Annotated in this window: 8 protein-coding genes; 1 reads left to right on the top strand and 7 read right to left on the bottom strand. The window is 60.2% G+C overall.

Annotation, left to right across the window (positions count from 1 at the left end):
- Window positions 1-287: 287 nt before the first annotated feature.
- The 7 genes from PPP56_RS05230 to PPP56_RS05260 all read right to left on the bottom strand — a co-directional run bounded on the left by PPP56_RS05230 (window position 288) and on the right by PPP56_RS05260 (window position 11491).
- The gene (locus PPP56_RS05230; protein WP_353562977.1) at window positions 288-1475 is read right to left on the bottom strand and encodes an AI-2E family transporter; all 1188 of its coding nucleotides are present in this window, start codon (window positions 1473-1475) and stop codon (window positions 288-290) included.
- A gap of 100 nt (window positions 1476-1575) precedes the next feature.
- Window positions 1576-2229, bottom strand: coding sequence for a regulatory protein RecX (locus tag PPP56_RS05235; RefSeq protein ID WP_353562978.1), 654 nt, complete (start codon window positions 2227-2229; stop codon window positions 1576-1578).
- Window positions 2230-2386: 157 nt separating this feature from the next.
- Window positions 2387-3337, bottom strand: a complete 951-nt coding sequence (locus PPP56_RS05240) for a DUF4249 family protein (RefSeq protein ID WP_353562979.1) — start codon at window positions 3335-3337, stop codon at window positions 2387-2389.
- Between the two features lie 15 nt (window positions 3338-3352).
- A complete protein-coding gene (locus PPP56_RS05245) occupies window positions 3353-5944 on the bottom strand; it encodes a TonB-dependent receptor domain-containing protein (protein ID WP_353562980.1) in 2592 nt (863 codons plus the stop codon).
- Window positions 5945-6202: 258 nt separating this feature from the next.
- A complete protein-coding gene (locus tag PPP56_RS05250) occupies window positions 6203-7384 on the bottom strand; it encodes a FecR family protein (protein ID WP_353562981.1) in 1182 nt (393 codons plus the stop codon).
- 394 nt (window positions 7385-7778) lie between these two features.
- Window positions 7779-10532: an aconitate hydratase AcnA gene (acnA, locus tag PPP56_RS05255; protein ID WP_353562982.1), complete on the bottom strand. Its 2754-nt coding sequence runs from the start codon at window positions 10530-10532 to the stop codon at window positions 7779-7781.
- A 269-nt stretch (window positions 10533-10801) separates the two neighbouring features.
- The gene (locus PPP56_RS05260) at window positions 10802-11491 is read right to left on the bottom strand and encodes a polysaccharide deacetylase family protein (RefSeq protein ID WP_353562983.1); all 690 of its coding nucleotides are present in this window, start codon (window positions 11489-11491) and stop codon (window positions 10802-10804) included.
- Window positions 11492-11857: 366 nt separating this feature from the next.
- Between PPP56_RS05260 and PPP56_RS05265 the strand changes: the two genes are divergently transcribed.
- Complete coding sequence (locus PPP56_RS05265) at window positions 11858-12916, top strand: glycosyltransferase (RefSeq protein WP_353562984.1); 1059 nt, start codon at window positions 11858-11860, stop codon at window positions 12914-12916.
- Window positions 12917-12957: the final 41 nt, after the last annotated feature.

Genomic DNA, 12957 nt, shown 5'->3' on the forward strand with positions numbered 1-12957 from the left:
ACGACAGCGTCTGTGTCGGCTTCATGCGCCAGGTCGCCGAGTCCCGATCCGAGAATCAGCACCATCTCGGGGGCGAGGTTGGTGCGTGCGCGCACGGCCTGAACTGCCTCGGTCAGTGCCGTCGTTTGTTCGCGTTGCAGGGCAGACGATGCCATAGGCCAGTTGAAGTCGGGTGAGCAAAAGTATACAAGGGGGCGGGGCGCATGCATCCCGCAGCCGCATGACAAACACAGCCAAGAAGACGCTTAAGCGTGTAAGCTACGAATGAATGAGCGATCCGATGTGCGCTACGTAGTCGTGCGAAAAATATGGTAGTTTCGGACGCTCCACAAGATCTGCGCTCCGATGACCCGCACGATGGTGGTAAGCGGGATGGCCACGAGCATGCCGATGAGTCCGGCCAGCTGGGCGCCAATTAGCACCACAAATAGAATAACGAGTGGATGGGTCTGGGCTGCGCGTGAGAAGATCAGCGGCTGAAAGAAGACATTATCGGAGAGCTGGGTGAGTGCCATTGCAACGGCTACGCCCGGCACGAGCGAGAGGTCGCCCGTCTGTGCGATACCCACAACGGTGCCCACCAGAAATCCGAAGAACGGTCCGAAGTACGGGATGGTGTTGGCAACGCCGACGAAGATGCCAATGGCGAGCGCATTTTCCAGGCCGACGACCCACAGCAGGGATGAGGCTACGACGGCCACGCTGGTACACTGAACGAGCAGTGCGCGGGCGTAGCGCCCAAGACTGGCCTCGGCTTTGGCAATTACGGCAAGGGTGATTTCGAAGTAGCGGTTCGGGACCCACTTCAGCATGCTGCGCTTGAGCTCTACGCCGTCTTTCAGTAGAAAGAACGTGATAAACGGGATGATGACAACCGCGTAGACAATGTTAGTAAATACGGAGACGATCGAGCCGATCGTTTCGGCAACGCGATCGCCCTCGACCAGATCGCCCTCGGCCAGGGATTGCAGCGTTTCGCGCACGGTCTGCTCGATGCTACCGGGCTCGATGGCAGCGAACTGTCCGATCCAGATCTCCAGGTAGCGCGCCGCCTCCGACGCGGCCTCAACGGAAACAAGCTGCGAGAGATCGCGCACTTGCTGGGTAATGAAGGGGACAATAAAGGTAAGCAGCAAGCCAAGCACACCCAGCACCACGACAAAAACGGTCAGGATGCTGGGTACGCGCCGCATCCCCAGCCCCTGAAACCGGTCGACGAGTGGATGCAGGAAGTAGGCAATAATTCCGCCCACAGCCAGGTAGATAAAGAGTCCCAGAAAGTACCACACGGTCGCGGCAGCGGCGGCTACAAAGAGCGTACCGAGGGCCCAGCGCAGGGCACGATCGCTGGTCGGCAGGCGCGATTCATTCCCCGGCGAGGGTGCCCCCCCGGAAGACGTGTTAGTGCGTTCCGGCGCGCCATCACCCGGGGTAGATACGGGAGCGGGTCGCTTCGAGGTCGACGAGATCTCCATAGGTAAGGAAAGGCGAGTGTGACCGAAAGTCGGTCAGGGCGAAAGAGCACATGCACGGCAAGAGCACGACCGTAAGATTCGGGCCTGTTAGAGAACCGGCTTACGGTGTGCTGTGGGCTTCCTGAACGGCGTCGACGGCAGCGCGTGCGGTTGAGGTGGCATAGCCACGCCGCACCAGGTAGCCTTGTAGTTTCTGGGCTTGCTTTAGGGGATGCGGTTCGTCGGCTACGCGGTGCCAGTACTTCTCGGCGAGCGACCGGGCCGCGCTGTGAAAGTCAACGTTCGCCTCCAGCTGGTTCAGTGCACGGTTGATGAAGGGCGCAGCCACCCCCCGGTCTCGGAGCTCACGCCGTATCCGATGGTGACCATACGATTTGTTGGCAAAGCGGTTCGTCGCATACTCTCGGGCATACGCCTCGTCGTCGAGGTAGTCGAGTTCGTGCAGGCGGTCGATGGTGTCGTCGATGAGGGCAGGAGCGTAGTCGTCGCGTTGCAGGCGTGTGCGCACCTCGCCCTCGGTCCGCGGCTTGTGTGCAAGATACTCCAGCGCAGTCTGCTTTGCGTCGATAAGGCGCTGGTCGGCTTCGAGCTGCGCCTGCTCATCGGGGGTAAGGGTGCGCCCGGTGTGCAAGTCATACTTGACGATCAGGTCTTGGTGGATGCCCAGCGCAAAATCGCCATCGAGAAAAACAGAGACCCGGTTCGGGTTGTTCTTCTGTACACTAAGTGCGGTAACCGTGGCGTTTGTGGGCATCAGAGAGGGCGGGATGTAGATGAGTTAAGAGGGTTCGACAGGAATATACAGATCTGTAGCATGTACATACTCCAAACCGCCCGTCAAACGTTCCGGTAGACCCAGCCTGGTTTGCGAAGGTAGCTGTGCTAAGATTATAGGGCAGATAGAGCGTGTCTTAAGGGATAGCAACCGTAATCGAGTCTACGGCAACGCCCGTCACGATACCCAGTGCACCGGTTACGTTCGAAGGAGGCTCGCGACGGTCGGGGTCGTCTCGCTCGGCGGTGAACGACGCGTAGTCGGCATCGCCCCGCACCGCAAGTACGAGCAGGCGATGGGTGGGAAGTGCATCGGTAGATGTTTCAACGGGGATGGCGTAGACGCCGCTCCATCGCCGCACGACGGCATTGGAGTCGCTCACAGCACGGCTTGACTCTAAAAAGACGGCCTCGGGCTGAATAAAGAAGTCAACGATGCGCGGGCTAAACGGCTGGTTTTCGGGGCGAAGCGCCGTGCGCACCCAGTGCGAGTCTGCAGGGGGGGCGGTCCAGTACACCTCAACCTCGATGGGGTAGATAAAGTTGGTAGTCGCTGGAATATCGAGCGAGTCGCGCCGCAGAGAGTCTACCGATACAGCTTCGACAGGCGCGTCAGGAACGGTGGTGACTACGCTGTCGAGACGGATGCGAGGGGGAGTACGCCCCTGTCCACGCGCAACGCCGTCGGCATGAGAGACCTCCAGGTTGAAGCGAGTGCCACTTCGCACGGTATCTGCGGAACCGGTGGGCACGTAGCGCCCCGCCTCGCTCGCGTCGGGCCGGTAGGCGACGGCACGGCCGCCAATGGTGAGGCGTACCTCCGCATCTGAGATGCCGTCGGGCGCATTGCTACGCAGCGACTGCACAGCGCGCACACGAACGGGAGGCGGGGGCTGGTCGGTCTCCACAAAGGCCTCCACGACGACGGGCACCGGCTCGTCGAGAGTAGTCATGTCGCATCCAGAAACGAGCAGTCCAACGATGAGCAGCCCAGCGACGAGCAAAAAGGGCACCGTAGTGCCTCCAGACTGGCCAGAAGAAGAAAGGCCAGCAGCGGCATCTGCGTTTTGCGGCGAGGAAAGAGGCATAGGTTGGTGAATTGATTACAGCGCAAGTTGAAGCTCAAACAGCGGAAGCAGGGGCACCCCTCGTTGATTATTGGCAAGAACGCCGCCGTCCGACGATTCGTACGTGCGGCCCACTACGTTGCGGTAGTTAAACAGATTATATATGTGGATGCGTGCCTGCCAGGCACCGCCCAGCGCATCAAACTGGTATCCGACCGAGGCGTCTAAGCGACCGTATGCGGGCAGGCGGTCGTTATTGGTGTATGGACGGTGCAGAAAGCGAATAGGCTCAGATCCATCGACATCGCCTACACGGTAGCTGGCTACGGGGGTTGACAGGGGATATCCGCTGCGCAGCGTGCCTGCCAACGTAGCTTCGAAGCGACCGGGCTTCCAGGTGAGTGCACTACGCATGGACCACGGAATGTCGAGGTCGGCAGGGCGGTAGCCGGGGGATGAAGAAGAGAGCGGTTGGGTTAGCGTGCGGCTCAGGGAGAGGTTTTGCTGCAGGCGCCAGGGGCCCGATGTCCAGTGCAGTTCGCCCTCGATGCCGGCGGCCCGCTCGCGAGCGGTCGTGTACTGACCCAGTAGCGCGCCCAGTTCAATGCCTGGCCCTTCGAGGCCGTCTTTGGTCCGGCTCGCATCGCGAGGAATCAGGGTGTGGCGGGTCCACCGGGCATATGTATTCATCTCAAGACGCAGGCTGGTCGTTGGACGGCTGCGTGCACCCAGCGTTGCCTGCCAGCCTTCAGCCGGGCGCACGTTCCGGTCGGAGGGGACCCAGCGTGTAGACACAAGGTCGTAGGCGAGCGAGAACCGGTCGCGCAGGCGGTGCAGCGGCTGCACATGCCCGCTGAATCCGGCTTGCACGGTGAGCCAGTCGGGGTGGGCGATGTATTGCGCGTTGATGCGGGGACGCAGGTGCAGGTGCTGGCCGCTTGAAAAGTAGCTGAGGCGTGCCCCCGTCTGGACCTCCCAGCGTGGGGTCGGCATCCAGGCGTGCTGGGCGTAACTGGCCAGCTTCACTGCGCGTCGGTTGGTTTCCTGCAGCTCTACGTCGGAGGAGGTGGTCGTGCGCTGCACTTCACTGTTCAGGCTACTCGAAAAAGCAAGGTGCGACACATGGGCACCTGCTTTCCACTGGTGCGCCATCGACGAATACAGGTCGACAGCGCCCCGCAGGCCCAATTCATCGACCGACACAGCATAGTCAGAGCGCAAAGAGGCTGTCGTTGTGGGCTGCACGAAGGAGGCCTCGTTCGCACGGTAGCCGGAGTAGTAGCCGGTAAGATTTACAACAACAGCGTCATCGGGAATCGCCTGATACTGAGCACTGACCATCCGATTAGACCAGTTTTGGTCGACCTCAAAAAAGAGGTTGGTCGGGCGCAGCCACGACGAAAAGTCAAGCGAAAGGTCAAACGGGAGGCGCAGGTCCAGGTCGTCGCGCCCGTGGTAGTAGCTAACGGAGAGGCGATGCCGGTCGTTGAAGTGTGTGGTGAGTTTGGCGCTGGTGTCGTAGAAGACGTACCCGGTGCGCATGGTATCGCGCCGGCCGCCTTGCTCAACGGGATGCTCACGTCCGACAATCCGGTCGATATAAGACTGCCGCCCGGCGACCATAAACGACGTGCTCGACGAGAGCGGACTTTCAATCTGAAAGCGTCCGCTCAAGGCACTGATTGCAGCGCGTGCTCGAGGTTCGGTCCGGTTGCCATCCTTTAGCTGCGCATCCACAATCGCAGACAGGCGCCCACCGTGTTCGATGGGAAAAGCACCCCGATACAGGGTTGTCCGCTTTAGCGTCTCCGTCTGGAAGGTAGAGATGAGGCTGAAGGCATGCCAGGGATGATAGATTGGCGCACCTTCGAGCAGGTATAGATTCTGGTCGGTTGGCGCCCCGCGAACGCTTAGGCCGCCACTTATAACGCCCGACCGCTGCACGCCGGGGGTCCACTGCAGCGAGGTAAGCAGATCGGATTCCCCAAGAGAGGGCAGGGCATCGATCTGGTCGAGTGCGAGCGCCACATGCCCGGCCATGGGTTCCTGTGCGGCTACACCGGCTGTGCGATCATGCACGGTAATGCCTTCGGATTCGATGGAGCGAGGGGCGAGCGCAATGCGTGCTGTTCCACCGCCAGCGGTGAGTGTTGTGTCGGCGGGCTGATAGCCAAGATAAGAGATCCGCACGCGGTAGGGGCCGGGCGGAAGAGAGGAGAGCACAAAGTAGCCGCTTCGGTCGCTTATGGTGCCGGCTTGCATGTCGCGCATCACAACGTTAGCGCCTGGCAGCGCTTCGCCGGTGTCTGCGTCGCGTACGCGACCGCTCAGAGAGACACGCCGATTATCATAGGGGTCTGTTTCAGGCGGGGAAGACGGTTCGACAACGAGCACGTACTGGTTGCGACGGATGCGCTCGGCTTGCAGTCCGGTGCCGTCAAGAACGCATTGCAGCGCATCAAGCGGCTCTGCTCCCTGGTAGCGACAGGACGTGGTGCGGTCTTGCACGAGCCGGTCGGCATAGACAACGTCGAGCGACGTTTGCGTGCGTAGCGTGCTCAATGCCTCGGAGAGAGGCGTTCCTTCGTCGATCGTAAGGGCAGCCTGTCCGTGAGCAGGACGTGCCATGGTGCTGCACAGCACAACCAGCACAGCCAGAACCCAGAAAACAAGCCAGCGAGTCAAAGCCAAACAGCCAATGGAATGGATACGGTACGCATACGAGTAGTCTCGTACCCATTGGGCGACCTGCTGTTCTTGGTAGAGAAACGACTCGCACTGCAGACCCACACTGCATCGGGGCGGGTCCGCATCCCTCTAAACCGACGGGCTAATAGGAATGTTACGTAGGAACGTTACAGGGCGTTTTTTGCAGGATGCGAAGGGCTATGAGCCCTGGGTGAGACGGTACGTATCGGATGCAGGCTGTTCAACAGCGCCACCGAGGGTGGCGGCCACCGCGTTCAGGATGTCGCCAATAGGCTGATCGCGTTCAAACGTACCGGTAATGCGTTCCGATGCAAGGTCCGCATCGGCAGTGACCGAGACACCGTATGCACGGCTAAGCTGGTCTGCAAGGGCGTCGACCGGGGTCTGGCGAAAGAGGAAGAGGCCGGTCCATGCCAGCGACTCATTCAGTTCGATAGACTGGGGGGGCGAGGGGGACTCGTCGCGTTCAACCCGCGACATCTGACCGGGGGCGAGCTGTATCATCTCGGAGGCAGAGGTTGCGGGGGCACCAATCTGAAGAGCGCCTTCAGCAAGCGTGATATCGGTATGGTGGGGGGCTGTGTCGACGCCAAACTGGGTGCCGATGACTTCGGCACGTGCCGTAGGGGTTTCAACGATGAATGAGCGGTCGACGTGCTCGGGCACCTCGAAGAAGGCCTTGCCGGTCTGGATGGATACAACGTATGCGGGGGCGTCGCCTTCGGGGACCTCATCTGGATAGGTGAATCGGGTGACGCCGCTCAGGCGCACGGAAGAGCCGTCGGCAAGTGTGAGGGTGCGAACCTCGCCTTCTGCGACATCGACGGTAGTCGTTGTGGGGGCACTGGGCAGAAAGAAGATCACAGAGACGGCGATGAAGAGCATCGCAAAGCCGGCGGCAAGGCGCCAGGCCCAGGAGCGGTCTTCTGTGTGGCGCCCGGCGGGTGCGCGTGCACTACGGTCGGCATGCGCCGGTTGCGCGTCTTGTACCTCGGTTACGTGCTCTGCCCACGTTTCCTCAAAGGCAACCTGCTCGTCTTGAATGCGCTGGATGACGTCTTGAAGGGCCGGGTGCGCATCTCGTGCAGACTCTATGCGAGGAGCGGCTTCCTTGAGTGCTTCGCGCTCGCCCGGGTCGAGGGTGTGCCCGAGTCCGGCCTGGTCGAGGGCGTAGAGCACCAGAAGGTGACGATCGGGCAGGTCGGCCTCCAGCTGCTGGCGCACAGCAGTGCGCACTTGCATCCACCGGACGAGGCTCTGCCGCATCTCGGGATGCTCGTTCAGCTGGTCGCGCACAGCGGCACGCTTCTCCTCAGACAGATCGTCGTAAAAAAGGATGGCTTCGAAGAGGGTGTCCATAATTAGGGGACGTTAACAGTGGATGGAGCCCCGTATGGGCTGCGAATCAGGCACCCCTGACGGCGGTGTGCAGAAATAGCCGCTTTGTTTCTATCAGAAGTAACAATGTACAAGAGGCTTCATGCAAATCCTACATAACCGGGGGCGTCTCGATTAGAAGATAATTTTGAGAGCCTTTTGCGGTTTGGGCGTGCCGGCCAAAGCGAGCATCGTGCTGAGGCGGCATGCTACGCATGTGGCAAGATAACAACTTGAAGGTACGGTGCAAACAAAAAAAGCGCCCCGGCTCCCTTATAGGGGAGACGGGGCGCTTGTGTGGTTACGTCTATAGAGATAAGCGCGTACGAAGGGGTACACACGGATGTACTGCGCGCGACACGTGGGGTGTCGACTGTTACGCAGAAACGGGCGCGTTGCTCAGGTAGTCGCGCAGCACGTAGTGCAGGATACCGCCGTGGCGGTAGTACTCTACCTCTACAGGCGTGTCGCAGCGGTTCACCGTCGTAAAGCGGATTTCCGTGCCATCTTCCTTCGTAGCGATGACCTCAACGTCTTGACCCGCTTCGAGATCGTCATCGAGCGGAATGTCGAACGTTTCGGTGCCATCGAGACCGAGCGATTCGGCGGTATCGCCGTCTTTATACTGCAACGGCAGCACGCCCATGCCGATCAGGTTCGAGCGGTGGATGCGCTCGTAGCTTTCCACGATTACGGCATCTACGCCGAGCAAGATGGTACCTTTTGCGGCCCAGTCGCGGCTGGAGCCCATACCGTAATCTTTGCCACCGAGCACGACGAGCGGCACATCGTTATCGATGTAATCCATGGCCGCGTCGAACACCGTGGTGATCTCGCCATCGTTCAGAAAGTTGCGAGTAAAGCCGCCTTCGACCACGTTGCCGTCTTCATCGCGTACCAGTTCGTTTTTGATACGGATGTTAGCAAACGTACCGCGCATCATAACCTCGTGGTTACCGCGCCGCGCGCCGTACGAGTTAAACGCATACGGTTTTACGCCCCGCTCCTTCAGGTACTTACCAGCGGGATAATCCTCGGGGATGGCCCCTGCAGGCGAGATGTGGTCGGTAGTCGTCGAGTCGCCGGCTTTCACGAGCACGCGCGCGCCCTCGACCGGCTTAATTGGCGGTACCTCAGGGGTGAGGTCCATGAAGAACGGCGGCTCCTGGATGTACGTGGATTCGTCATCCCACGTGTACACCGAGCCTTCCGGAATCGAGATGTTATTCCACGTTTCGTTCGATTCTTCAATGCCTTCGTACTCGTTCTTGTAGAACTCAGGCTTCACGACCTCATCGATCATGGCCTTGATCTCGTCACTGGAGGGCCAGATGTCTTCAAGGTAGACCGGGTTGCCTGCGTTGTCGGTGCCAATCGGATCGCTGGTCAGGTCAATGTCGACCGTGCCAGCCAGCGCGTACGCAACGACAAGCGGCGGTGAGGCGAGATAGTTCGCCTGCACGAGCGAGTGGATGCGCCCCTCAAAGTTGCGGTTGCCAGAGAGCACACCGCTTACGATCAGGTCGCCGTCTTTGATGGCTTCCTCGACGGCCTCGGGGAGCGGGCCGGAGTTTCCTATGCATGTGGTGCATCCGTATCCCACTGTGTTGAACCCGAGCTGGTCGAGGTATGGCATCAGGTTGCCCTCCACGAGATACTCAGTTACAACCTTTGAGCCGGGGGCCAGGCTGGTCTTTACGTAAGGAGGCACTGTAAGTCCTTTCTCAACGGCCTTCTTGGCGATGAGTCCGGCGCCGAGCATCACCGATGGATTACTGGTGTTCGTGCAGCTGGTGATGGCTGCGATAACGGTATCGCCGTGCTTGAGGTCAAGCTCGTAGGTGCCGTCGTTATACGCGCCGGTGTTGTCGAGCGCGTCGTCGTCAAGACCAAACCCGATGGGGCCGGCGTCGCGGGTGAGCGACTCGTTGAACTCTTCAGGCAGCTCCGGTACCGTGATGCGATCTTGTGGACGCTTGGGACCGGCTACGCTGGGCGTGATGGTGCTCAGGTCGAGCTCCAAGACGTCGAGGCATTCGGGGGCCGGGGTGTCCGGTGTGTGGAAGAGCCCCTGCTCCTTCGTGTAGCGCTCGACCAGCTGCACCTGTTCTTCCGAACGGTTGGTGCGGCGCATGTAGTCGAGTGCGGCATCGTCGATGGGGAAGAAGCCCATGGTTGCTCCGTACTCCGGCGCCATGTTGGCGATGGTGGCACGGTCGGGGATGGTGAGCGTCTGCATGCCTGGCCCAAAGAACTCCACGAAACGGCCAACGACGCCGTACTCGCGCAGCATTTCGGTTGCTCTAAGCACGAGGTCGGTAGCGGTAGCGCCTTCTGCCAGCTCACCGGTCAGGTTCACGCCGATCACTTCAGGCATCAGCATGTAGATGGGTTGCCCCAGCATGGCCGCCTCGGCTTCAATGCCACCTACGCCCCAGCCGAGCACGCCGAGACCGTTGATCATGGTGGTATGGCTGTCGGTACCGACGAGCGAGTCGGGATACGCCAGATCGATGCCTGTATTGGTCGGGCGCGTCCACACGCCGCGGGCGACGTATTCGAGGTTGACCTGGTGGCAGATACCGCTTGCAGGCGGAACCACCGAGAAGTTTTCAAATGCTTCGCTGCCCCAGCGCAGAAACTCGTAGCGCTCGCGGTTACGCTTAAACTCGATCTCGGAGTTTAGCTGAATCGCTTCGGTGGTGCCGAAGTGGTCAACCTGCACGGAGTGGTCGATGATCAGGTGCACCGGCACCTGGGGGTTGATTTCGTTCGGGTCGCCCCCCAGGCGTTCCATAGCAGAGCGAAGCGCTGCCAGGTCGACCACAGCGGGCACGCCGGTAAAGTCCTGCAACAGCACGCGCGAGGGCACGAACGGAATCTCTTCTTCGGCGGGCGCGCTCGGGTCGTACTGGGCAAAGCGACGCACATCATCTTGGGTGATGAGCGTGCCGTCGCATTCGCGGAGCATGGACTCCAGCAAGACACGAATCGAGACGGGAAGATGGTCGAGCTCGTATCCTTCATCTTCAAGAGCACTGAGCCGGTATAGATAAGCCTCTCCCGACCCCGTGTCAAACGTATCACGGGCGTCGAAGGGGTCGTTGGTTAGCGCACGAGGGTCAGGCATGGCGCATAGCTGATAGTGTAACGGATCGGATGAGTAATCAGTAGTTTGATAACGTCCCTGTAACGTTTAGTTTCTGCATGCAGGCAGGGTTTGCGCGCTTTTCGTGGAGAAATGCTTGAACTGGAATATTTGAGCGCTGCAAGGATGGCTATTCCCTCGCGAATGCTGCCTCTCGGGGGAGGTGTAGAAGACACGCAGATAAAGCGAGAGCACGCTAAACAACACGCCAAACAGGTTGCTTGTGAGCCTCCAGTGTCTCCCCGCTATGCTTACTCAAATGAAGGAGGAAGCGCCGCAAAGCGCCAGCCACGAGCATGGCCCCAGCGTAGGATAGCATCAAGTGCACCCAGCGTAACGGGTTCGGTCATCGGGTTGTCGTGTAAGACGACAATGCTTCCGGGACGGGCATGCGCCGCCGTAAAGCGAGCAACTGACGTAGGGGAGGCACCACGCTGAAAATCGGCCGGCATCACGTCCCACATCACAACGTGTGCGTCTTCGCGTTTGGCCCAGCGGCAGAGCGCAGGCGTCAGGTGGCCGTACGGCGGGCGCACGAGCGGCGCGGCGCAGCCCGTGTGCGCTTCGATCGCCTGCGCGGTGCGCTCGATCTCGCCGATGAGCGTTGACGATGCAGTGCGCCACGCATCCACATGGGTAAACGTGTGATTGCCCACGGCGTGGCCGGCCGCTACGATGCGGCGCATGCGACCGGGAAAGGCCTCGACATGGTGCCCAATTACGAAGAACGTGGCACGGGCATCATAGCGGTCAAGCAGGTCGAGAATGGGATTGGTAGCAACAGCGGTGGGGCCGTCGTCGAAGGTAAGGTAGAGCGTAGGGGGATGCGCGGGGGGATTGGCAAGACGCCACCGGGTACGCGGCCAGAAAGGGCGCACCGGACGTGTACCGACGCTTGCCCACCAGGGGAGCCAGCTGTGTGATGCGGGGGGGAATGCCATGTCGTTTTGTCTGGACACAAACGAGGGTGAGTGCATTGCCTACGCACCTGGAGTAGGGCGGTTGACGAGGGGCGGACACTTGCGCGGGTGTGCAACCATAGTTTTACCTCCCGACCGGGGAGGGACGGCAAGGAGGTCTGTTTGGCATGTTCGTCCGGAAGATGAACGGTACATGTGTATAGAGCCAAGTGTCCCTCATTCATATGCGCCAGAAGAGACACCGGGATGTTCCAGACGCCATTCTCCGCATAAAAGATGACAGGCTATCATAGAAGCGGTTAATGCGTCGCTATCGTGATGACGCTGCTACGAACACGCCTGTTACAGTAGGGGCGGTTTCCTTGAATACCTCTTTGCGACTTACAAATGACACACCCCCCGGTCACTTTCTTTTATCCCTATCCCGATGAACTGGCGCGATGCCACACGTGGTCGCTCACCGATCCGGAGCCGTGGAGCGTTGAGGGACAGGAGCGGCGCCGCGCCTGGATCCTGCAGACCTACCTGCATATGCAGGCGCATGGGTACGATGTGCGCATTGACGCAGATCTCCCCGACACGGGTATCGTAGTTTTTATTCCTGAAGAGGAGAGCCTTCAGGCATTGAACCAGCAGTACGACGAAGTGCATCGTGCGCTTACGTTCGTGACGGTTCGAGCCGATGTCATTGAGTTTCGGTCGTCGTGGGCCGACGCTGAGATCGTGCAGAACGGACGCTTTGCCGACGGCAAGCGCAGCTTCTTCGTTCCGCACTGGCCGCAGCCGGGTATCATCCCGCGCGATGCAGCGCGCGGCACCACGATCAAACATATCACCTTCAAGGGAGGGTTCGGAAGTCTCGATAAACGATTCCGGTCGGATGCGTGGCATGCGTTTCTGGAAGATCGCGGGCTCACGTTCGAGATTGCCTCCAAGCACACGCAGGGCGCTGTACCGCGGTGGCACGACTATGCCCAGGCCGACCTCATGCTTGCGGTCCGGCCGCTGCATGGCGATGGTGGACAGCGATGCGAAAAGCCGGCCTCCAAGCTTATCAATGCGTGGCATGCCGGTGTGCCAGCGATTGTCGGGCCGGAGTATGCCTTCCAAGAGCTCTATGAGAGTCCGCTCGACTATATCGAAGTTCGAACGCTCTCCGAGGCAATGGAGGCTGTCGACGCGCTTCGTGCAGATCCAGAGCGCTATCGTGCAATGGTTGAACACGGCCGGCGCCGCGCCGAGGCGTTTACGCCAGCGCGTATTGCCGAACGATGGGGCGACGTGCTCTTCACCCACGTCCCGAAGATCGCCGCTGCCCGCGCATGGGCGCACCGCTTGCCCCTTTCGCTTCGGCGCGGACTGAACGTTGCGACCAGCCGTCCGAGTCTTTTTGAGTTGCGAAAAATGGGAGGGCACCTTGTCCGCTCGGTGTTTGCTTCGTCGTGATAGAAGTCTACCGACTACATCCGACAGACGAGAATGAAGGA

It is taken from the genome of Longimonas sp., assembly GCF_040409695.1.
Lineage (GTDB): Bacteria > Bacteroidota > Rhodothermia > Rhodothermales > Salinibacteraceae > Longimonas.